The organism is Bacteroides sp. OF03-11BH (genome assembly GCF_003604005.1).
Taxonomy (GTDB): Bacteria; Bacteroidota; Bacteroidia; order Bacteroidales; family Bacteroidaceae; genus Bacteroides; species Bacteroides ovatus.
The window spans coordinates 110,599-135,526 of record NZ_QTMW01000007.1 but is presented as its reverse complement, the minus strand read 5'-3'; the positions used below and the strand labels follow the sequence as shown (position 1 = coordinate 135,526).

Here is a 24,928-nt window from a genome sequence, read left to right as displayed (position 1 = left end):
AAAATCTCCTACAGCTTATTTACTTCGGATTTCTACAATATAAGGGACGCTGTTTCCTTCCATTTCTATTTTTACCTGCATTGTTCCCACTTTCCGGGTAGATTGTACGGTAATTAGAGCTGTTCCAAAATAGGTTCTTAATTGGTTGCCGGCAAATGTTCTTTTGCGACGCAAGTCTCCATTGTCAATACCTCGGAATTTCCCTTCTCCCTCTACACTTACCGTTATTTTTCTATCATCTGTCTGCACTCGGTTGCCGTCAGAGTCAATCAGTTGAATGGCAATGTGTGACAAGTCCTGACCATCAGCCTTAATTTCGGTTCTGTCTGGCGTAATAAGCGCATTGGTCGTTTCTTTGGAGGTTACCAGTTGATAGTTGGCTACTTCTGTATCTCCGTTGAAACCTTTGGCCACTAGTTTCCCGGGAGTATATGGCAAATACCAGATAATAGTATTATTGGGGAAATTCTCGGTTTTATGTATTCCCATTGATTTGTCGTTCATTAGCATTTCCACTTTCTCACAATTGGTAGTGGTGCGTACTTCCATGACCAGTCCTCGATAATGTTCGGGAAAATTCCAATGTGCGGCCATATTAGGCCATTGCCATAAGTCACGTCCGTGATCTATATCCAGTGAGGGATCTATGATTGCAATGCGCACCATTGGTTCCGGATTCCACATAGCCCGGTGATAGGCGGCCCGTGGCTTCTCAAACATACATATATCGAACAAACCATTCGGCCATCCTTTACTGGGCCATCCGGCTTCACCCAAGTAATCTACTCCTGACCAAATGAAACCTCCTGCAATAAAGTCATGGGAAGCTACTATATTCCAAGGATTATAGGGAGTGTAGCTACGTATATTTCCTTCCTCACCACTGAAATAGGGTAGTTCTTCCGATACGAGGAAGCAACGTTCGGGATACTTTTGATGGTCATTAAGCATACGGGCTTCCAGATAGTTGTAGCCGATTACGTCGGTTACACCGGAAAATTTGGCTTGATGACCGTTTTGTGCAGCGAGGGTTACCGGGCGGCTGGGTTCGTATTGATGTACAAATGCTTGCAGCATTGTAGCTCTTTCAACTCCCGTAGTGCTGTTGTCCCATGCTTCTTGTACTTCGTTTCCGATACTCCAAAGTACGATACTCGGATGATTGCGATCTCTAAGCAACATGTTTTCCAGATCCTTCTGCCACCATTCATCAAAGTATTTCTCATAGTATCCTGATTTCCATTTATCAAATGCTTCATCAATAACAATGAATCCCATACGGTCACACATATCCAGAAATTCGGGAGAAGGTTGGTTGTGGGCACAGCGGATAGCGTTGCATCCATACTCTTTCAGTATTTCCAGCCGCCGTTCGTATGACCGATCGGGAACTGCTACTCCCATACTTCCTGCATCTTGATGCAGACACATACCTTTTAACTTGATCTGTTTCCCATTGAGGGAGAATCCCTGCTTCGGATCGAACTTGAATGTTCGTACTCCAAAAGGTGTCCGATAGATGTCTATTATTTTAGAACCGGCTCTGATGATGGTCTCCATCTGGTACATCTGAGGATTCTCCAAGTTCCATAATTGTGGATGATTCAATGAAAGTATCTGTTTCAGATCGGAAGTATCTTGGCTTGGCAGTGTGAGTTTCTTGCTGTCATTTTGGGTAACTGCCTTTCCTCTGGCGTCGAGTACTTGTTGGGAGATAGTGAGAGTCTGTGTTTTGTCAGTACTGTTTTTCATAGTGGTTACAATGTGCACTTCTGCTTTATCCGTACTGACGGAAGGAGTTGTAATATAGGTACCATAAGTGGTAATATGTACCGGATTGAACGCTTGCAACCAAACATGTCGGTAGATACCCGCACCAGCATACCAGCGCGGACGTCCTCCAGTAGTATTTACACGGACGGCAATCACATTCTCTTTATCTGCATTTAGATAAGGAGTCAAATCGTATTCGATGCTACAAAACCCATACGGACGGAACCCAAGGTGCTTCCCATTGACGTATACGTCACTTTGTTGGAAGATACCATCGAAAAGAATAGAAATTTTCTTCCCATTGTAATGTGAGGGAATTTTAAATGTTTTACGATACCAGCCGATCCCTTCGGGCAAATAGGCTGCAGACCCTCCGCACTTGATGTCAAACTCTTGTTGGATATTCCAGTCGTGTGGCAACTGAACCGTATCCCATGTTTTGTCATTATAATCTACTGTGGCATATTCGGGCCGGTCACTAAGTGTAAATCTCCAGTCAAAATCGAAATTCTCTTTGATTCGTATATTATTTTGTGCTGATAGGTTCGTAACACAAATGATTAATACAAGAGTGACTAAAATTTTTTGTTTCATGGTTGAGCATTTATTAAAGGTTCAATTCTATAGTTTACAAGGAACACTGATAGTGTGTTTTCTTATTGGCAAAGATAGGAGATCCGGGGGAGAAACGTTTGGGAATATGCTTCTATTCCATTGATTGGTGTTACAACACTATTCTACATGTTTCATATTGTATTCTTTTCGTTACATACTTTCCGGAAGGCCTGTGAAACCTGGAAAAAACTTCCTTTTCTATTTGTATAATCCGGAGAAACTTTCCTATTTTGCAGCATTGAATCTAATTGGAAATGCTATGAGAAAGTTATTTTTTCTTTTTATCTTTCTTTTATTTTTTTGCCGATATGGTTATTCGGAGAATAGTCGTTTTTATGACTCGGGTCAGTTAACCTGTAACCTGATGACTACGATTTGTCAGGATGCGCGCGGATTTGTATGGATAGGAACCGAATATGGTTTGAACAAATTTGATGGGGTACAGTTTACCCAATATTTGAATAAGGAGAACGATGCTACTTCTTTGTTGGGAAACATTGTACGTGAATTGTTTGTAGATAGGGATCAACGATTGTGGGTGGGATGTAGCAATGGATTACAATATTATCTTCCGGAGAAAGATGTATTCTGCACAGTCCCTTTTGAAGAAAACCTGACTCCCAGTGTGGCGGAAATTGTTCAGTTGCAGAATGGTGAAATATGGTTAGTTGCTACTGGACGCGGGCTTTTCAAGGTTGATCGGGAGAATAATAAAGTCGTTGCTTTGGGGGAAATTAATAAAATATGTGGTACACAATCAATCAATCACATTTATGAAGACCGTTTTAATCGTATCTGGATTAGTACAGATAGACAAGGACTGGTATGCCTGGATGCTTCTGGTAGGAAAAAAGCTGTTTATAAGACACCGGATTTGCCGGGAAATTTGGCAGGTATAGTTCTTGAAGATAAGGAGGGAGCCTTGTTTGTAACAGTTGCCGGAACGGTCCTGATGTTTGATGAAGTATCCAGTACTTTTATTCCATTCAGAGTTAAAGACAGACAAGGGATAGATATACGTGAAATGACCTTAACAAAAGATGGAGTTATCTATTTAGGTACATACGGTAAGGGAGTCTATTCTATTAATAAGGAAAAACGGTTATTGACTCCTGTAGAAAATATACATACTCCATTTTTGAATATGAATACGGCCAAAGTCGTTGCGATAACAGAAGACCGTAATCAGAATCTTTGGTTGGGATGCTTTCAGAAAGGAATAGTGATGATTCCTAACCGTCCGGTGGTATTCGGATTTTGGAATCTCTCGGAGAAGGGATATGATATGGGGGATATTATCACTTCCATATATCAGGATAGTCAGGGGTTCGTTTGGGCAGGACTGGAAAATGGGGGGCTTTTTAAGTTTAATGCCGAGGGTGAGATTATAGATCATATTGCCACCTCACAAACTGTGATTTCTATTTTTGAAGATAGTAATCATACTTTCTGGATCGGTACTTATTATAATGGTTTGGCACAGTTGGATACTCGTACGGGACAGTGTCATTTTCTCCCTCAGATCGGAAAATGTCGCATAAAAAGTCTCACGGAAGATTCACGGAAAAATTTGTATATTTCAGTATTCGGTGAAGGGCTAAAAGGTTATCATCTTCCTACCGGAACTACATGGAACCCGGGCGAGAAAGCACCAGAAACTAGAAAAATGATGAAAAACCGATGGGTCAATGTGCTTTTATGTGATTCAAAAGATATTATATGGATAGGACACTATAAAGGTATCAGTTGCTATGATGCCCGAAGCGATCGTTTCGTAGAGATTGAAGGGGATTCCATTTTGAATACTCGTGTCTGCTATTCTTTGTTGGAAGATCATAATGGTAATATTTGGATCGGAACGAATAACGGTTTGTATATGTGGAACCGTAGCAGTCGTTCCTTTATGCTTTATTCGACCGATGATGGACTTTCTAATAATGTGATATGCGGATTGGCGGAAGACAAGGAAGGAAATATCTGGTGTAGTACATTCAAAGGCATTAACCAGATTAAAATTGCCGAATCGAGAATTATCAATTATTATACGGGTAATGGACTGATTGATAAAGAGTATTCCCGTGGAGTGTATTTTTATGATAAGGAAGATAATATCTATTTTGGAGGAAGTAATGGAATCACCCGTTTTTCTCCGGCACTGATAATGCCGGAGAAGTTTTTGCAGGAGGTGATGATTATGAATATGTATTTAGGTAATCAGCCTATTACTTCTGAAACCTTTTCCGGAGGGAAAAAAGTGATTGAAGGGATATTGATGGATGCGAAAAACTTCCGGCTCTCGCATGAAGACAATACATTTACTTTTGAATTCTCTACGATGGATTTTCGCGAGCCGGAGAATATTCATTATGAATATCGTCTGAAAGAATTGAGCACTGTTTGGAATATTACTTTGTCCGGGGTGAATCGTATTACGTACAGCCATTTGTCTCCCGGAAACTATACGCTGGAAGTGCGTGCCTGTGAAAATGGGACTTATACCCCAGTGAAGCAGGTGGGTATCCATATCTCTCCTCCTTGGTATCAGACTACCGTGGCATATATCTGTTATCTCTTGCTTCTGGTAGTTTTTGGGATGCAGTTTTATTATCTATTGAAGCGTAAACAGAGGGAAGAAATCAACGAAGAGAAATTGAAATTCTTCATCAATATATCTCATGAGATAAGATCGCCAATGACGTTGATTATTAGTCCTCTGGAGACATTGTTGAGGCGTGAATATGATGAACCTACAACGAAAGCTTTACGCTCGATATATAAAAATGCGAATCGGATTGTCGGACTGATTAATCAGTTGCTTGATATTCGTAGAATCGACAAGGGGCAGATGAAAATTCATTGTTCGGAAACAGATATTGTGGGCTTTATTGATGACTTGTTCCAGGCTTTTGATTATCAGGCGGAAAAACGGGGAATACAGTTTACTTTCGAACATACTCTGAAAGAACTTCCTGTATGGATTGACCGGAATAATTTTGATAAGGTGCTAGTTAATTTGTTCTCAAATGCTTTTAAGTATACTCCGGATGGAGGGGAGATTACCGTATGTTTATCTGCGGGAGTAAATAAAAAAGAGTCGGGTGTTCTTCGTAATTATGCAGAGATAATGATTATGGATACCGGACCGGGTATTGATGAAAGTAAGCTGGAGAAAATATTCGAACGTTTTTACCAGGCATCCGCCGAGTTGTCTTCTACTCCTATAGGGTTTGGAATCGGGTTGAATCTTTGCCGCTTGTTGGTTGGTTTACACCATGGTACAGTGGTTGCATCTAATCGGAAAGATGTAAAAGGGAGTTGTTTTACAATTCGTATTCCACTCGGCAATAATCATCTGAAAAAAGAAGAAATGGTGGAACACTCCTTGGAAAACAGGATGGTTTTACAGAGCCATCCTTATGAATTGGAGAAACCGGAGAAAAAGAAAATTGGACGTAGTAAAACTAATTATAGAGTGTTGGTGGTGGATGACGATGATGAAGTCCGGGAGTTTCTGCAGATGGAATTAGGCGGAATTTACCGGGTAATGACAGCCAAAAATGGAAACGAGGGGTTGAGGCTGGCATTAGCGCAATTGCCCGATTTGATTGTATCTGATGTTGTGATGCCCGAAATGGATGGTTTTACACTAGTGAAAAAGTTGAAGGGAAACGGAAATACCAGCCATATTCCAGTCATTCTGCTGACATCAAAAGCCGAACATCCGGACCGTATCCAAGGATTGGATAAGGGAGCGGACGCTTATCTGACGAAACCTTTTATTGTGGAAGAACTTTCGACTATGATTGCAAGTCTGATAGCCAATCGTTTGTTGTTGAAAGGAAAATTCTCCGGTGCACAGGATCAGGAAGATAAAGTGAGAACAGTAGAAATGAAGTCAAATGACGAGATATTGATGGAGCGTGTAATGAAGGTGGTTAATGACTATTTGGATAACTCGGAACTGAATGTGGAGATGTTGGCAGAACAGGTTGGATTGAGTCGTGTGCAACTTCACCGGAAGTTGAAAGAACTGACGGGAATTCCTGCCAGTGAGTTTATACGCAATATCCGTCTTAAACAAGCTGCTTTATTGTTGAAGGATAAAAAAATGAATATATCTCAAGTTGCTTATGCTGTCGGCTTCACTAATCATACTCATTTCTCTACTGCTTTCAAAAAGTTTTATGGAGTTTCTCCTACGGATTATATTGGCAGATTAGAGAATGAATCCTAATTCTGTATATGTATAGAAGGAAGAACGTTACTTTGAGAAACCTGAATGAAACGGATTGAATAGTCGTGGAAACGGGTACTTTAGCTTTTGTAACGTATAAGAATGTCCTTAAGAGTGGAGTGCTGTAAATTTGCATCAACTGATAAATGAGATAGAAATGTCAGCTTCTTTATCAGGACTTTGATGTATTTTACTAACATTAAATTTTATAGTATGAAAAATGAGTTTGATTGTAAGAAGCAACAAACACAATCGGTGTTAACCCGATGCTGTGCCGGACTTCTGATTGGGTTCTGTGTCTGGGGAACTTCTTCTTATCCGCTTCCGGTGTATGCTTCGGATGCGGTAGTCTCTATTGAAGAACAGCAACAGCAAGCTGTGCGTATAACGGGAAAAGTGACCGATGAAAATGGAGAACCGGTCATTGGAGCAAGTGTGGTGGTGAAAGGCACTTCTACCGGTACTGTAACCAATCTTGAAGGCAATTATTCCATTACTGTCGCAAAAGGACAAACGTTGGAATTCTCTTTTATAGGAATGAAGCCTATAGCGGTAAAGATTGCTGATAAGAAAGTGGTGAATATAACTTTGCAGGATAATGCAGTGGCTCTTGATGAAGTGGTAGCTATCGGATACGCTTCTATGAAGCGTTCGGATTTGACCGGAGCTGTTACTTCTGTTAGTTCGGAGATGATTTCACAAATGAATCCTACTTCTATCGATCAGGTTCTTCAAGGACGTGCAGCCGGTGTATTGATGATACAGAATAATGGTATGCCGGGTGGTGGAGCTTCTGTACAGATTCGTGGGCTGAACTCCATCAACGGTACAAATGAACCTATTTATATTATTGATGGAGTTACAATCAGTGGTAATACAGGTACAGACACAGATAATGCTTTGTCCTCTATCAATCCTTCGGATATTGAATCAATGGAAGTGTTGAAAGATGCTTCGGCTACAGCTATTTATGGTGCCAACGGTGCGAATGGCGTTATTATTATTACAACCAAGCGTGGAAGGGAAGGAAAACCCAGGGTCAATCTGGAAGCTCAATATGGTATTCAGTACTTGGCAAAGCAACTGGATATGGCTAATTTGCGGGAATATGCCCAGCATAATAATGAGGTTGTTGAAATGATGGGGCGTAGTAAAACTGCAGAGTTTGCAAATCCTTCTTTGCTAGGTGAGGGTACAAACTGGCAGACGGCTATCTTTCGTCCGGCTTCCATGCAAAATTATAACTTGAATATGTCGGGAGGTGTGAAAGGAACCAGTTATAAAGTGGGAGCTGGCTATCTGCGACAGGATGGTATTGCCGAAGGATCGGATTTCGACCGTATCACATTGAGCGCGGCCATTGATTCGGAAGTGAACAAATGGCTTAAAATCGGAGGATCTGCTAATTTGTCGCGTACTACCCAGACTACCTCTATTGCCGACTGGAATATTATCAACAGTGCAGTGAAACAGAAACCGAATGTACCGGTGTATAATTTGGATGGGAGTTATGGTAGTCCTTCTGAAAGCGATGATAATAGTAGCCCGGTGAATGCACTGGCTATCGCGCAACTGGTTGATAAGAATAATCGTAAGTTGTCGGTGCGTTCTAATCTTTATGCTACTGTCACTCCATTTAAGTGGATGAATTTCAAAACTGAATTTTCGAGCAATGTAGGAACGGAAGAAGTACATAGTTTTACTCCGAGCTATTATTTCACTTCTTGGCAGAAGAATGATTATGCGGATCGGCAAGAATCAATCCGGGTCAATTATTATTGGGCATGGAGGAATCTGTTGAATTTTAACCTGAAGCCGGGAAAGAATCAGAATCTTACCTTGATGTTGGGGCATGAAATGACTGAAACCAGAAGTAATTATCTGAAAGGGAGCCGTCGTTTGGGAAGTAACTCGTTGACAGATTTGGGTGCCGGCGATGCAAGTACAGCCGAGAATGATGGATATACGGGAAGAAGTTCATTCTTATCTTTCTTCGGACGGGCACATTATTCATTGTTGGATCGCTATATGTTGACCGCCACTATGCGTTATGATGGTTCTTCCAACTTTGCAAGAGGAAATCGTTGGGGGGCTTTCCCGTCGGCTGCATTGGCATGGCGCATAAATAAGGAGAATTTTCTGAAAGAAGTAGAATGGTTGTCAAACTTGAAACTGCGTGCTGGTTATGGTGTGGTAGGTAATTCGAATGTGGCTTCTTTTGCTTATACTTCTATTTTAAATAATACGGAAACGATTTGGGGAAGTGGGCAGGCTCTCTCAAGACTTCCTAATGAAGGATTAACTTGGGAAACGACAAAATCATTTAATATCGGTTTAGATCTTTCTTTCTTCAATAATCGTGTTGAATTTATAGCTGATTGGTATAACAAGCGTACTGATGATTTGCTGATTGTGCTTACTTTGCCCGGTATAACCGGAACGAATGGGACTGGAGCAATGTCGGCACCATGGGGCAATGTCGGGTCCTTGAGAAACCGTGGATTTGAGTTTACCTTGAATACGGTGAATGTATCGCGCAAGGAATTCCAGTGGAGAAGTAGTCTGGTTTTTTCTTTGAACCGGAATAAAGTGCTGGATTTGAATACGGCTACAGCGCAGGTTTTCAAAACCTATCAGTTTGGGGGGAATGACAAACAAGTCACCTTGACTCAACCTGGATATGCAATAGGTCAATTTTATGGGTACAAAGTGATCGGACGTATAAACTCTGCGGCAGATTTGTTTGATGAGAGTGGCAAATTGAAGGTGGCTCTTCCGGAAGAGGGCGCGACCGGACAACCGAAGAAGATTGATGAGAAGAACGGTATTTGGGTAGGCGACCTTCTGTTTGAAGACGTCAATAAAGATGGGCTTATTAATGCAAAGGACCAACAGGTGATTGGTAATCCCTTGCCCAAATTTACGGGTGGTTTCGGTAATACCTTCAGTTATAAAGGATTTGACTTGAACCTTTATTTCACATTCTGCTATGGCAATGATGTAATGAACTGGTTGAATATGACAATTAATAATCCACGTGATTATACGAATAACTTGCTAAAGGATGCGGCACTGCACTATGCGAAATATGGAGTGATTGATCCGGAAGGCTCTGCCAATAATATCTACAATGTAAGAGTGATCAGTGGCAAGAAAAATATCTCCCGTATCAGTTCGAATGATTTGAATGAGAATAACCGTGTATCTTCCAATCTGATAGAAGACGGTTCTTATATTCGTTTGCAAACAGTTAATTTGTCATACACTTTCCCGAGAAAACTAACTTCTAAGCTGGGATTGGAAATGCTGAAACTTTATTGCAATGTATCCAACCTGTTTACAATCAGTGGATATTCAGGTTATGATCCAGAAGTGGGTATGGCACGCGATCAATATAGCAATTATGCTCAAAGTGCCCTATTGAACGGCTTTGATGCAGGGCGCTATCCTTCTCCCCGTACGTTTACTTTCGGTATTAATATTGGTTTTTAATCTAATGAAACAATGAGAAAAATTTTAGGTATATTAGCTATAGGACTCATGGGGTTGTCAGTCGTTTCTTGTGAAGACTTTCTGGACGTAACTTCAGAGAACCAAATGTTGCTGGATGATTTCTATAAATCCGCAGAAGAATGTCGTGCCGCTACTGGTGCATTGTACAACCGCCCTTGGTATCCTTTTAACAGTCGTTTTTACTTTATTGTAGGCGATGCCCGCGCGAATAATCAATATGTGGATCAGGTTACTAATCCTGGAGCCATTTTGAACCGCTTGGTAGACAACTCCAGTACGTTGGGAGTGGAGGATGGATGGGATAGCTTCTATTCAGTCATCGGACAGGCGGATATTATTCTGAAAAATATAGATCGTGCTGTAGAGAAAGGAGTGGATGTGACAGTGGTAAATGGTTGCAAGGGAGAAGCCCGTTTTATGAGAGGCCTTGCTTACTGGTATTTAATGAGCGTCTGGGGGGATGTTCCTATTGTGGAAGATCCGGAGATATTGGCACAGAATTATATGGTACATGCCAATTTCCAGGAAGACGTATTGCAATATGCAATAAAAGATATGGAGTTTGCTGCAGAAAATCTTCCTCTTTCGGATGAAATCGGACGGTTGACACGTTACAGCGCGTTGGGGATGTTATCTCGTTTCTACATCACGGCTGCCTGTTATGCACGTGGTGGTAAGTTCTCGGCAGACAGGTATCCGATGACTGCCGCACAATATTATGAGAAAGCTGAAGAAGCGGCTGGAATCGTATGTAAACAGAGTCCGAATAAATTGATGGACAATTATGAAGAACTGTTCCGTGTGCAGAATAACAATAATAGTGAATCATTATTTGCTTTGCAGTGGGTTGGAGGCAGCACTACTTATGGAGTAGGTAATGCTATACAGGCACGTTTGAATAAATATTCCGCGTTGATGGACGGCGACCAGGCTTGGGGGGGGAACGAATATCTTTCCGGAGAATTGGTTGAATTGATGATAGATCGTGGAGAAAGTTCGAGAAAACGGGGAACGATGTTTTTTACCGGGGCAAAGTATGATTATATTGGAACACATACGAAAGAAGGATACTTCGTGGTACCTAACGTGAAGCTTTGTCCGGTGAAAAAACATATTGTAGGCAGCAGTAAGGATACAGGCATACAGAGTGTAAGCCAGAATTCGGGGATGGCAACTCCCATGTTGCGTTTGGCAGAGGTATATCTACTCTATGCGGAAGCTATTTTAGGGACTGGATCTAATACAAGTGATGAGGATGCGTTGTACTATTTTAATCTGGTTCGTAAACGTGCTGGGTTGGATGGAATGGATGAAATCACTTTGCAGGATATTTGGAATGAACGACGTTGTGAATTGGCAATGGAAGGTCAGTTCTGGTATGATATTGTTCGTCGTGGTTATTGGGATACAGACTGGGTCGTCGAGTTTATGAAGAATCAGAAACGTGGTGTTCGCTATGATTATGGTGCTCCTCCTACATTTTCCTGGGGAGCGTCAGACGGACGTGAAATGAAGACTCCCGATGCTAGTTGCTTAAAATTGGTTTATCCGTTGAATGAAGAAACTCTAAATCCTTTGTTGAGCGAAGAACCTGTACATTTTGATGTGAAATAAGATAAAAGACTATCCAAGATGAAAAAATATATAATTAATAATTGGTTGTTCGGACTGCTGGTAGCATTGCCTGTTCTTTCTTTCTCGTGTTCAGATGACGAAAGTGTGTCCGTCACTCGTGTGTGTGCCCAGAAAGTTACTGACACAGAGACTGTATTGACGAAAGTACGTCTGGGTGAAAAAATCCGTATTGAAGGCAGTGGTTTTACTACAACCAAAGCCATCTATTGTAATGGCGTGGAAGTTGCAGGCGTTAATTCAAATTATATCACTGATAATGCGATTATTTTCACTATCCCAACTACAATTCCTACCGGGACGGAAGTTACAGATGAAACGGTGCGTAATACAATACGTATTGTTACGAAACACGATGATTTTGTATTCCCGTTCTCAATTCTGGCAGCTGCTCCGTCTGTGACGGATGTTTCCCATACGATGCCAAGAGTAGGTGAGTGGATTGACATTTATGGTACAAATCTGAAGGATATTGAAAAAGTAACGTTTCCGGGTGGTATAGCTTCTACTAATCTTAAGGTAAATAACAATTATACGGTGCTTTCAGTACAGGTGCCGGACGGTGTGGAATACAACTACGGTAGATTGATTATTGAAGGGGCTAATGGAGGAGCTTATACTTATAATAACTTCAATTTCAAACCGGGCTTGTTTATTGTGAAGTTCAGTGAAGATCCTGCAGATAAGAAAGCGTATAACTATGGGAGAGGAAGTATTTCCACTAATACAACTGCTGTGATTCCGTCTGGAGTTGAGGGACCGAAAAGTCCGGAAGTGTATCGCTCTGTTCCTGGAGAACCGGCGGATACTCCGACACAAGGGGAAATCGGAGGTTTCAATTTCTATCCGGATAAAGCAATTCAAATAGTGTTGGATGCGTGTGCTGAAAGTAAGGTGATCACAGAAGATACACCATGCAATGAATTGGCCTTCCAATGTGATTACTATGTGAATGTCCCTTGGCAATCCGGAGCTCTTCGACTGACGCTTGCGAGTGAACGCTGTACTCCGGTACCATGGATCAATAATGGTGCTGTCGTTCCGGTTACTTTTACAAACGGCTGGAAGACCATGACATGGCCTATTGCAGAGATAACAAATTATGCAACACTGACGCTTGGAGATTTACGTTCCCTTTTGAATAATATGAGTGGGGCTATATTCTGGATATGTGGAAGTTTCCAAGATAAATCAGGCAACTGGTTCTCTGGTAATCCTATGGAGAATGCACAAATGTCTTTTGGTAATTTCCGTATTGTGCCTTATGTGAAAAGTTCTTATAAGAATGATTAAACAGGAATGAATGATGAAACTATATAAATATTTGAATAAAAGCATAACTATTATGTTGTTGACGGCTGTGATGGTGGGCTTCTTGTCTTGTGATGATGACGACCAGGATCTTGGAAGCGGAAGCTTGACAAATGCTGTCATTCAAAGTGTGAATGTACAGAGTGGGAATGATTGGAAAGAGGCGACTCAAGTGAAGGTGGGAACGAAAATACGTATGGAGGGTAACAACTTATCCGCTGTTTCTGCGGCATATTTTAATGGATTGGAAGTGGCTGCTAAGGATTTTCTGAAACAAGGAAATACATATATTGAGGTAGTCATTCCTCAAAATACCCCATTGGGTTATCAGGTTGTCGAAGAGTCATTAAAGAATACGGTGAAGGTGAAAAGTGATAGAAATGAATTTATCTTTTCTCTGAGTATTATCAGTTGGAAATTGGCAGTGAATGGAGTACGGGTTTTTGCAGATGTGAATGATCTGGTAGGTACATTGACAACAACTGCATCAATTGGTGAAGAGATTCAATTGGAAGGTGCCGGTTTGAATTATGTGAGTAAAGTGTATTTTAACGGTTATGCTGTAAATATGACTTCTGAAAATCATCTTGCTTCTACTGCTCTTCGCATTGTCATTCCTGAAGAAACGCCTTTGGGGGAACAGATTCAGAATGTAAACGATGAGAATGTGATTAAACTTGAAACAGAGTTAGGGGAAACCTATAACTATTCATTTACAATATCAGGGCCTACGATAACCGTTGATGAGACAGTGGTTGGCACGGACGGACAACCTGTCACTCTAATTATTTTGGGAAGTGATGTTGTATTGAACGGAACAAATTTGAATCTGGTGAAAGAGGTTTACTGTAACGGAACTTTGGTTACTAGTTTTGTTGCCACGGAAACGGCTCTTACAATTTCTGTTCCGTCAGATCTTCCTGTCGGAGAGGGCAATGTGACGAATGTGGAGGATATGAATACCATTAAACTGGTTTCTGATTACTCGGAGAAGCTGATTGAAATCAAGTTTGCAGGTAATGCGGGCGCTCCATTTATTACTAGTGTATCTCATACGATGGCTAAGGCTGGGGAGTTTATTTACATTTATGGTATGAACTTCGAGAGCATTCAGAAGATCATATTCCCGGGAGATGTGGAAGCAACGGATTTTGAAACGGTTGATAATAAGAACATAAAAGTGGTCGTTCCAACCGGAGGTGATCAGACGCCCGGATATATTACAGTAGTATCTGCTTCAGGTGAGGGATATTCTTATAAAGATATAAATTGTAAGGGATGTTTATTCATTAACCGTTTTGCGAATGGAGGGGATGCCTATGCTGGTAGTAATCAGGCTAGGTTTGATGGAATTAATCTCGCTATGTCATCCAATAATACAGCATCAGCCAATCCGTTCCCTATTCTTAATCCGGATAAAGCTCCGACAGCTCCCGATCTGTATCGCATTATCCCCACTGGAAATCCGATTGATGTGACTGTGGATAAGATCAGTTCGAATGGAGACGATTTACTGAAATTTAGATTTGATTACGGAAAAGTATGGTCAGTAGTCGTTGCAAACTCGGGTGGTTTAATTACGGATGCTACCTTGTGTTCCGACTTAGCTATAGAGTTTGACTTCTATATGACTTGTAATTGGACTTTAGGAGCTTGGCGTTGGGAGACAGGGAAGAATTCCTCTGACGGAGATGGCAGAATCACGTTGATCTCCTGGAACCAAAATGGTAAGATTGTACCTTTTGAGTTTTATGGCGGATGGCGTACGATGGTCATTCCTTTGTCACAGTTGTCCTGTTTTAGTGGCTTGACAGTAAACGATGCAAAGACGAGCTTTCCGGCTTCTCTGAATACTTATCTGTCTTTGAAAGCGGGTAGCTATATGGGAACAGATGGCAAGTATTCAAAGGGAACCGACATGATTGGTTATCAACTAGGTTTTGGAAACTTCCGCCTGGTGCCTTATACTAAGCCGGAGAAGCAGTAATCTTGGAATAATAATTTAGACTTAAAGAAGAATTATGAATACGATTAAATATATGTATACTTTATACTCTCTATTACTCTTGTTAGCCTCATGCAGTGATGAAGATACAACAGGCTATACTGTACCCGAACAGATTCCGGCTACATTGACTATTCAACCGGATATCGAATATCAGAAAGTGCAGGGTTTTGGAGTGATGGAAACATCTTGGCAGCAAACTGCACTGACAGAGGAGGAGATGAATACCTTGTTTGGTACGGGAGCTGATCAGCTAGGATGTAATATTTTGCGGATCCGCATTGCCCCTAAAGATAAGAATCAGACTGCGGATAGTCGATGGGGAACTGTTGCTCGGGTTGCGAAAGTGGCAAAGGATCTGGGAACCACGATTCTGGCAACTCCTTGGACGCCACCTGTGTCTTTGAAAACAATTGATAATATTGTGGATGGTGAACTGGCTGATTATGCTGGATATGCTGAATATTTGAAAGAGTTCCTTACTTATATGAAACAACAGAGCGCTGCGGTTGATGTAGTATCTATTCAGAATGAACCGGATTTTGAAGTGACTTATGAAAGTTGTAGATGGACAGGTTTGCAGCAGGCTAAGTTCTTTAAACAGTATGGTGCGAGTATTAAAGCTGCTCATCCCGATGTGAAACTAATGACTGGAGAGTCATTCCAGTACAGGCATGAGAGTACAGATCCCATTCTTGAAGATGAACAAGCCTGCGCTGTAATTGATGTTGTGGGAGGACACATCTATGGAGGTGGAAATACTCCGTATGATCTGGCAAAAGCTAAAGGTAAAGAATATTGGATGACTGAACATTTGCTGAATGAAGCATGGGAAAAGAAAGCTCCTTACCTGTTGATTGGTGATGTCCGTGCGGAAACATTACAGTTGGCAGCGGAGATTAATACTGCAATGGCTTCGGGATTCAATGCTTATATTTATTGGTATGGTCGTCGCTATTATGGAATGTTGGGTGATGGTCTGGCTAACTCTACTATGAGTGCTATTACTCCCCGAGGGTATATGTATGCACAGTTTGCAAAAAATCTGACGGGAAAAACGCGTGTCAAGGTCGTTGCTTCCAAAAATGTATCTGCCTCTGTAGATTGTACGGCATATAAAGATAGTCAGGGAAATCTTACTTTGATGTTTGTCAATAGGACTTCTTCGGATATAAAAGGTTTGAATCTGGCTCTTCCTTTCATTCCTGCGGAAGTAAAAATGACTGTGTCGACAGTACCTACAGAATCTTTTCCTGAAACAAATAAAGGTATGTTAGTAGAATCTGCTATTTCTTCTTTAGAGAATGGGCTGGATATAAAGGCATATAGTATTGTGACTGTGAATATAAAGAGATAGCTGTACTGTTTTATTTATAAGGCCCCCAATTAAAGCAGAAAAAGAATCCTGTCTTAATTGGGGACCTGTAGGTTTCTTCTAGCTTGAATCAAAGACACTTGTTATTGTTTCTGATATGCATCAATAGCCTTTTTTACAGAACCATGAAGTAAAAGGAGTTTTTGCGCACGGTCATGGTCCAATCCTAATTCATCCATAATCATCTGCGTCCCTCTTTCTATAAGTTTATGATTGGTCAACTGCATATTCACCATCCTATTCCCTTTCACCCGTCCGAGTTGAATCATGACGGAGGTGCTAATCATATTCAGAATCATTTTCTGTCCGGTGCCTGATTTCATCCGGGAACTGCCTGTCACATATTCCGGTCCTACAATCATTTCGATGGCTACATCCGCTTCTGCTGCCATTGGAGAATCGGGATTACTGGTGATACAACCTGTCAGGACACCGTGTTTACGGGCTTCCCGCAAAGCACCGATTACGTACGGGGTAGTGCCGGAAGCGGCAATGCCGATAACGGTGTCTTTTTCGTTGATCTGGTGTTCGACGAGTTCTTCCCAGCCGCGATTTTCATCATCTTCGGCTCCTTCTACCGGATTGCGCAGGGCTGTATCGCCTCCTGCAATCAGTCCGATAATCCAGTTGGGAGACATACCGAAAGTAGGAGGAATTTCGGAAGCATCCAATACTCCCAGGCGACCGCTTGTGCCGGCCCCCATATAAAAGATGCGTCCGCCTTGCCTCATGCGGGGTACAATCTGATTGACAAGTTCTTCAATTTGTGGAATAGCCTTTTGTACGGCTAATGCTACTTTCTGATCTTCCTGGTTGATATCTTCTAATATCTCTCGCACAGATTTCTTTTCCAGATGATCGTAAAGTGACGGTTGTTCGGTTATCTGCATTTTTATAATTACTGGTTATAAATTACAATAGGTAAAAGAATTATTGTTGATGGTATTGAATCAGTCCTTCCATCGGACTTTGAAGAATCTTACCGATCTGAATACCTGTTGTTTGCGCAGCCTCCTGCAAAATCTCCTTGTAACAGTGAGCTACGGAACCAATAAAATGTACCGGATATTGCTTATAATCATATTGCATCACGTTTCTGCGGAGAAAAGCGATAAAGCTGTTGAGTACTAGTGAACGGATAGCCGGTTCTTCCAAGTGCTGTGCAAGGAAGGGAGAGAGACTAGCCAGAAAACGGTTCGGGAAAGGCTGGCGATAAACACGGTCGATGATTTCGGGGGCCGTCAGGTCGAACTGTTTTAAGAAAGCTTCTTTGATGGTGGGTGGAAGCTGGTTTTTCAGTACATCGCCTACCAATAGTTTTCCTAGGACTGCGCCGCTTCCTTCATCTCCCAGGATGAATCCAAGAGGGGAGATGTTGTTGACAATCTCTTCACCGTTGTAGAAACAGGAATTGGAACCTGTGCCGAGGATGCAGGCAATCCCTGCTTCATGTCCGCATAGTCCGCGGGCAGCGGCAAGCATATCCGAGTAGGCTTTGATGTTCCCGATGACGGGCAGGCTGTCGGCAATAGCCCGCCGGAGGACGGGAGCTTTTTCGGGAGTGCATCCTGCACCATAAAAAAAGATGGAGTTGATCGTTCCTTCCGGTAGTTGTGGCAGGAGGGAATGTGTCAGCTCTTGTTGAATTTCTTCTTCTGATTGGAAGAAGGGATTAATTCCCTTCGTTCCCATTCGTTTGATTGGGGTGCCGTTGAAAACGATGCACCAGTCGGTTTTGGTAGAACCACTATCTGCAATGAGTATCATATCTTTGAGCTTTTTATTGTTTCTTTCCGAAAGAATCTTCCAGTCGGTTGCGAATCATTAATGAGGCGACGATACCGGGCAGGGTACAAATACAAACCCAGATAAAGAAGTTTGTGTATCCGAGATGTTCCTGTATCCATCCGGCAGGCATACCGGGAATCATCATGCCCAGTGCCATAAATCCGGTTCCGATAGCATAGTGTGCCGTTTTATGTTCACCTTCTGCTATATAAATCAGATATAGCATATAAGCGGTAAAGCCGAAACCATACCCCAACTGTTCGATCGCTACACAAATGGCTATAAATATAGGATTGTCCGGGGTGGCGGCAGCCATCCATACATATAATAGATCGGGAATGTTGATGGCTAATGCCATGGGTAATATCCATTTCTTGAATCCGTCACGGGAAACGAGGAAACCACTAATGATTCCACCGAGCAATAAAGCTATGACACCTATCGTACCGTAGATCATTCCGACAGTTGCTGTGGATAAGCCTAGCCCACCTTTATCGGTGGTGTCGAGCAGGAAAGGAGAAGCTATTTTGGCTAACTGTGATTCTCCCAACCGATAGGTGAGGAGGAAAAAGAACATGAGACCGAGGTTCTTTTTCTGAAAGAATGTGACAAAGGTCAAAAGGAAATCTCCTAACAACTTACCCGGTGTGAGGCCGGGACGTTTAATGTCCGAATCAGGATGGGGGAGGATAAGTCGATGATAGATAGTAAGAGCCAGAAATAATCCGGCAAGGAGGTAGAATGTAATACTCCATGCCAAGGAAATATTGTTCTGTGATGTTTCCAGCCATCCTGCCAGCATGACTAGAATTCCCTGCCCGAAAATATTGGCAAGCCGATAGAAAGTATTCCGGATACCGACAAAGAAAGATTGTTCCTTATTATTGAGTCCGAGCATATAGAAACCGTCTGCTGCGATGTCATGCGTAGCGGAACTGAACGCCAACAGCCAGAAAAAGGCGAGAGTCAACTGTACATAATGAGCAGTCGGAATAAAGAAGGCTATCCCCGCAAATCCGGCAGCGATGAAACCTTGCATGGCAATAATCCAGGCGCGTTTCGTTTTCACCAAGTCGACGAAAGGACTCCATAGCGGTTTGATAGTCCAGGGAAGGTAGAGCCAGGAAGTGTATAAGGCTATTTCCGTATTGGATAATCCCAAACGCTTGTACATGATAACAGCAATCGTCATTACCGCTACGTATGGCAGCCCTTCTGCGAAGTAGAGGGTGGGTATCCAGCTCCAGGGATTTCTTTTTGTAGTGGATGTTGTCATGGTATTATTCTTTTTTATTGATATTGTTTCTCGAGCGTACTGCCGGGGTAATAGTGAGACAGTATTTCTTCATATTTGTAACCTTGCTCTCCCATTACGGCAGCACCAATCTGGCAAAGTCCTACTCCATGCCCCCATCCGGCTCCGGTAAGGATGAATCGTGAAGGGATTTTATCCTCTTTATGTCCTTTTTCCTCATATTCCTTGTCTACTACAAAAGCGGAACTATACAGATGGGAAGTAGATAAGGTACGGCGTATTTCCAGTTCTTTCCCGATAATAAGCGTTCGCAAGGTTCCTATAATTTTCAATCGGACAAGACGTCCCGACGTTCCACGTTCTATAGGAATTAAATCCAGAATTTGTCCGAAGTCAATTCCCGAACGTTGATGAATCAGTGTTGAAAGTTCCTGTTGGGTATAACTGACTTTCCAACGATAGAAGTCTGCTGTTTCCTGATCGTAGTTGTTTAGTACTTGGCTTAGAATTTTCTTATCCTGCGTATTACAAAAAGCAACAGGTGAGGTACGTATCCATTTATCAGCTTCCGCCTCTATGGCCAAATCGGGAAGTTGTTTTTCAGTCTTGCTATCCCGTTGTCTGATTAGATAAGGATGCTTTACGTTTTCCCAACAATTTTGGAACTCTTCAAAAGCTCCGCCACAACATTTAGAGAAACGGGCATCACAAATCGCTCCTTTATACATCAGCACTTCCCCCCGCGTGGCGGAGACTGCTTCGATGGCTTGTGGTGTTGAGGCTCGTGTAATTCCCTGATAACGCTGGCAATGATCATCGGCACATACATCGAAATTTCTATGCGCTTCATGGTCATACCATTTTATAAATTGAGAATGGAGAGTGGAGAGTGGAGAGTGGGCTGCGCTATCCGGCTGCACAGTAACTCTCCACTCTCCATTCTCAACTCTCAACTTATTAAGTAACCAGCTTCGGGAGATGACGGCGTGAGCCTTTAGTAGTTCTAAAGAAGCTGTTGCGCTCATTTCGGATGAAATTACACTGGTAAGATATTCTTCAATGGAAATCACATTGATGGCGGTTAGTTGTTCTCCTTCGATGATAATCTTTAATTCCCCTTTGAATTTCTGGACTTCTTTGCGTTCCCAATGGAAGTTGATTCCGATGGTTACATCTTTCAGTTCAAAGAAAGCATGTGCACCTTGTTGGGGAGTGAAAGATAATTCATTATATTCTTTCCCTTGCCAATGAATCTTCCCATCCTGATAAATAACTTTCTGTGTCCCGGAAATTTCCGTTCCGACAGAAGAATTAAATTTTTCCGGGAAAGAGAATTCAATCTCTTTCCCGGAAAGAATGCCAACTGCTATTTGAGGCTCTGTCATAAGGCGGCTTTAATGCGTTCTATTATTTCTTGTAGCTTTTCTTTAGATATCGATACTTCCCGATAGATATCATATACTTTTTCAGGAGTCAGTTTCTTCATATCTTCTTCACGTACTATAGGGAATATGCCGTTCATTTCAGCAATAGCAGGACTGATGAGAATTTGTTCGTCTCCTTTTGCGTAATAGCAATCAGGACGATGTTTGCTGCGTAAGAAGATAACACAATTGTAAGGGTGTTCGGCCACTGATTCAAATTCTTCTTCGTAGCGCTCTCTAAAATCCTCTTTGGTGCGTTCCAAACCATACCAGGCAAGAATATTCATCATTGGTTCTTTTCCGTTATTATTGGCAGCTAAGATGTCGTAAATCAGATGAAAGGTTCTCGACATTGTTTTCTTATTTTTCGCCTGAATCCTGATGAAACTGTACGGAAAATCTTCATAACTAATTCGCACCTTGTCGTTATCTATTAATTCTATGTGATCGTAATATGATCCCTGCATACTTTCCTCTTTACTGCAAGCTTGAAAATGGGCATGATCGGGAGCGGAAGCTCCACATTCCGGTCCATTATACAAAAGGAAGTATTCTTCCATAATGTCGGTGAGTTCTATCATATCTTTAAAACGCCCGGCTATGGATTGTGACTTGTGTTCCTTATCTACAATTGTAAAGTGGTGTTTAAATATGGGATAGGGATTAACCAGTATCTGATAATTTCCATAACTGATGAACTCTTGTTCCTGCGGTCGGTTTGTTTGGCAGAGGAAGCAAGGCCGTGAGTGAATGGAGGCAGTATCTGTCTGTGCGGTAGCCGAAAGAATACGTTTCGGATTAAAGAATAGTTTCGCACTTAAACAATTGTTACCAAACCACTTGGATATTTTTTTTGTTCGTGACCGATACTGTTCCAGTGCTTGGTAATTCTCTTTGGCTAGTTCCCAAGAAAGAGTTTGCTTTTGGAATAACTGTTCGATTTTTTGCTGAATTTTCTCTAATGTCGTTCTTTGTTGCAGGATGCGCTGTTCCAATTCCCACGTACGAAGCCGGTCTTTATATAGATTATTCTGGTTGATTTTCTCAACAGGCAGTGCAGCATCCGAGTTGCCGTCCCAACGGCGGCAAAGGTAAATCACGTCGTATATTCTACCTATCTGATAATCGTGTGAAATTTTCAATCCAAGGGCATAATCTTCTCCATAGCTTGTGTTCGGGACTTTGATTTCCCGAAGAATGGGCGTGTAGAATGCACGGGGAGCTCCCAGACCGTTGATACGTAATGCATTATTTCGTCCGTTGTCGGGTGTCCATTCCTTATGATCGATGATGCCGGGGGCAATTTCCTGCATATCAAAGTTAGTCATCATATAAGTGCCGATTACCATTGCACATTTCTGTTTATAGAAAGTATCAATAATGATTTGCAGGCTATGTTCGTTTTTATACACGTCGTCGCTATCAAGTTGGACGGCAAACTTTCCGCATTTCTCGTGATGGATACCTATGTTCCAACATCCGCCTATACCGAGGTCATCTCTTTCGGGAATGACGTGAATCAGCCGCTTGTCCGAACTAAGTTCACGGAGAACTTCACTGGTCCCGTCTGTCGAATGATTGTCGATGACAATGACATTGAACGGAAAGGTCGTTTGCTGGTTCAGTGCCGAGCGTACGGCATCTTTGACTGTGCGAATACGGTTGCGTATGGGTATAATGACAGAAGCTTCATACTCAAAAGTGTGGGAAGAAAAGTCTACAGGACGGAAGATAGGATAAAGATATCCGCCAACTTCCTTCAAATGGTTGGTGCATGCCTGTTCCATTTCGATCTGTACCTGACGGTTTTTAGGGTCTACATAATCGAACTGCTTCTCACCGCTTTTCCGCTTGTCACTTTCTACTTCGGTATATAGATATTCGTTGATATGTACCAGTTTGCTCTTTTGGGATATTTTGAGTCTCAAATCATACAAGCCTGCATATTGATATTCCTCTTCCGTATTTTCTATAACTTCCTTGAATGCGTTGGCATTGAACAGTAAAACCGAGCCGAAATTGAAGTCGTCACGCAGGCTACCGGGTTGGTAATCAATGACCGGAGCTGTTTTTTGCACACCGTCTATCTGTTGGTAATGGTCTGCATATACCATGCCAGCTTGGGTCATTTCCATTACTTGAACCATTCTTTCAAGAGCGAACATGCCTATTTTTAGTGCAGTGTGTTTGGTATAGAGCAAGGTATATGTTTTATCAGAATGTTCTGCAATAGCTCGCATTGCTTGTGTAGACTGCATTTTCTCTACAGAGATGAGTTCGCATCCGGGAATACAGACATTGGTAATTGGCGATGCCAATAAATAAATTTTGTCTACCAGCGTCGATGCACGTAACTCCTTAACTGTTTGCACAGTTTCTTCCAACCGGCTGAAAGGAAGAAAACAGTTGATTGTTGTTTTCATTATTTTACTTTTTGTTTTGTAGTATGAGTTGTGTAAGATGTTTCTTTGTCTTGTCTTTTGATGAACAAACAAAGTCCAAGGAATGTGAACAGGGCATTGATTATCAACAACTCGTAACTAATTTGGTAACCGTTGAGCCATGCTTCCGAATTTCTTTGCAGGATATAGCAAAGAATAGGAGAAGCGATAGCTACCAACGGAATATATTTATCATAAACTTGTTTCTTGGTGAAGATGCCGAAAGCGAACAGTCCTAAGATAGGGCCATACGTATAACTGGCCAGTGTGTAAATCGCATCAATCACACTCGTGTTGTTCAGCAGATTGAATACGAAAATGACTGCTCCCATCACAACTGCCATACCGATATGTACATGTTTGCGTATTTGGCTAAGTGCCGCCTCTCCTTTTTTCTGTGCATGTAAAATATCTACAGTAAAGGAAGTGGTCAGTGCCGTCAAGGCAGAACCCGCTGCAGAATAGGCGGAGGCTATCAGTCCGATAATGAATAATATTCCGACTATGCCGGGAAAATAATTTCCGGTAGCAATCATCGGAAACAACTCGTCGCTTTTTTCCGGATTCCCAATGCCTTGCTGTGCTGTAAACGTATATAACAGTACTCCCAGCATCAGAAAAAGCAGAATGACAAAGAACTGTGAGATTCCACTGGTAATCATATTCTTCTGTGAGTCCCGGAAGTTCTTGCAGCTAAGATTGCGCTGCATCATATCCTGGTCGAGCCCATTCATGGCAATAACGGTGAATACTCCTGCCAGGAATTGCTTGAAGAAATATCGTTTGTCATTAACATCGTCAAAAAAGAATGTCTTGGAAAAGTCACTGTCTGAAATCGTACTAACCAAACCACTGAAATTCAGATGCAAGCTGGAAGCAATATAATAGATGCAAAGTACAACCGACACTACCAGGCAGAATGTTTTTAGAACATCCGTCCATATCAATGATTTCACTCCACCGCGGAAAGTGTAAAGCCATACGATAAATACCGTAAGAATTACGTTCAACAGGAATGGAAGATGGAAAGGATCGAAGATAAGAAACTGCAATGTCAGGCATACGAGAAAGAGTCGGACGGCTGCCCCTAGCATCTTTGAAATAAAAAAGAACCAGGCTCCCGTCTTGTAGGAAGAGCTTCCGAACCTGTTCTCCAGATATTCATATATGGAAACCAGGTTCATACGATAAAAGAGAGGAACGAGTACAAACGCAATGATAATTTGTCCTACTATGAATCCCAGCACCATTTGCAGGTAAGAAAAGCTACTTGCCTGTACCATACCCGGAACGGAAACGAAAGTGACTCCGGAAATGGTGGAACCGATCATGGCAAAGGCAACGATATACCAGGCTGATTTACGGTTTCCTACAAAGAATCCTTCATTGTCGGCTTTGCGTCCTGCTATATAAGAGATAGTGAACAGGATTATAAAGTATGCCACAATAGTAATAGATATAACGGCTGGACTCATATCTGCTGTTTAAATTCGTTTGAGGATAAATATCCGGAACTTGTTTACTTTGCCTACAAATGTAGGGAATTTATCATAGATATGCAT

The 24,928-nt window shown here is 41.9% G+C and carries 13 protein-coding genes; 6 read left to right on the top strand and 7 right to left on the bottom strand.

Annotation, left to right across the window (positions count from 1 at the left end; genetic code table 11):
* Window positions 1–15 precede the first annotated feature (15 nt).
* Window positions 16–2,367 carry a glycoside hydrolase family 2 TIM barrel-domain containing protein gene (locus DXA54_RS07600; RefSeq protein ID WP_008649503.1) on the bottom strand — a complete coding sequence of 784 codons (2,352 nt, stop codon included), beginning with the start codon at window positions 2,365–2,367 and terminating at the stop codon, window positions 16–18.
* Between the two features lie 280 nt (window positions 2,368–2,647).
* On the opposite strand from DXA54_RS07600, the gene DXA54_RS07595 reads away from it, so the two are divergent.
* The 6 genes from DXA54_RS07595 (at window position 2,648) to DXA54_RS07570 (ending at window position 16,440) form a co-directional block, all read left to right on the top strand.
* The gene (locus DXA54_RS07595; RefSeq protein ID WP_008649504.1) at window positions 2,648–6,622 is read left to right on the top strand and encodes a two-component regulator propeller domain-containing protein; all 3,975 of its coding nucleotides are present in this window, start codon (window positions 2,648–2,650) and stop codon (window positions 6,620–6,622) included.
* 213 nt (window positions 6,623–6,835) lie between these two features.
* The gene (locus DXA54_RS07590) at window positions 6,836–10,114 is read left to right on the top strand and encodes a SusC/RagA family TonB-linked outer membrane protein (RefSeq protein WP_083792345.1); all 3,279 of its coding nucleotides are present in this window, start codon (window positions 6,836–6,838) and stop codon (window positions 10,112–10,114) included.
* 12 nt (window positions 10,115–10,126) lie between these two features.
* Window positions 10,127–11,749, top strand: coding sequence for a RagB/SusD family nutrient uptake outer membrane protein (locus DXA54_RS07585; RefSeq protein ID WP_008649506.1), 1,623 nt, complete (start codon window positions 10,127–10,129; stop codon window positions 11,747–11,749).
* Window positions 11,750–11,767: 18 nt separating this feature from the next.
* Window positions 11,768–13,060, top strand: coding sequence for a glycan-binding surface protein (locus tag DXA54_RS07580; RefSeq protein ID WP_120079152.1), 1,293 nt, complete (start codon window positions 11,768–11,770; stop codon window positions 13,058–13,060).
* 10 nt (window positions 13,061–13,070) lie between these two features.
* Entirely contained in the window at window positions 13,071–15,065 is a 1,995-nt protein-coding gene (locus DXA54_RS07575; protein WP_120079151.1) for a hypothetical protein, read from the top strand.
* Between the two features lie 34 nt (window positions 15,066–15,099).
* Window positions 15,100–16,440, top strand: coding sequence for a hypothetical protein (locus DXA54_RS07570; protein ID WP_120079150.1), 1,341 nt, complete (start codon window positions 15,100–15,102; stop codon window positions 16,438–16,440).
* 101 nt (window positions 16,441–16,541) lie between these two features.
* Here DXA54_RS07570 and murQ read toward each other — a convergent pair whose 3' ends face one another.
* The 6 genes from murQ to DXA54_RS07540 are packed head-to-tail and all read right to left on the bottom strand — an operon-like array spanning window position 16,542 to window position 24,841.
* Window positions 16,542–17,348 (bottom strand): N-acetylmuramic acid 6-phosphate etherase, encoded by an 807-nt coding sequence (gene murQ, locus DXA54_RS07565; RefSeq protein WP_120079149.1) that lies wholly within the window; start codon window positions 17,346–17,348, stop codon window positions 16,542–16,544.
* 40 nt (window positions 17,349–17,388) lie between these two features.
* Window positions 17,389–18,225 (bottom strand): ATPase, encoded by an 837-nt coding sequence (locus DXA54_RS07560; protein WP_120079148.1) that lies wholly within the window; start codon window positions 18,223–18,225, stop codon window positions 17,389–17,391.
* A gap of 13 nt (window positions 18,226–18,238) precedes the next feature.
* Window positions 18,239–19,522: an AmpG family muropeptide MFS transporter gene (locus DXA54_RS07555; protein ID WP_165863231.1), complete on the bottom strand. Its 1,284-nt coding sequence runs from the start codon at window positions 19,520–19,522 to the stop codon at window positions 18,239–18,241.
* A gap of 14 nt (window positions 19,523–19,536) precedes the next feature.
* Entirely contained in the window at window positions 19,537–20,886 is a 1,350-nt protein-coding gene (locus DXA54_RS07550; protein ID WP_008649523.1) for a SpoIID/LytB domain-containing protein, read from the bottom strand.
* Window positions 20,883–23,348, bottom strand: a complete 2,466-nt coding sequence (locus DXA54_RS07545; RefSeq protein ID WP_008649525.1) for a DUF4922 domain-containing protein — start codon at window positions 23,346–23,348, stop codon at window positions 20,883–20,885. The genes DXA54_RS07550 and DXA54_RS07545 overlap by 4 nt, the downstream gene beginning before the upstream one ends.
* Window positions 23,348–24,841, bottom strand: a complete 1,494-nt coding sequence (locus DXA54_RS07540) for a sodium:solute symporter (RefSeq protein ID WP_008649527.1) — start codon at window positions 24,839–24,841, stop codon at window positions 23,348–23,350. Before DXA54_RS07540 ends, DXA54_RS07545 begins: the two co-directional genes overlap by 1 nt.
* Window positions 24,842–24,928 lie beyond the last annotated feature (87 nt).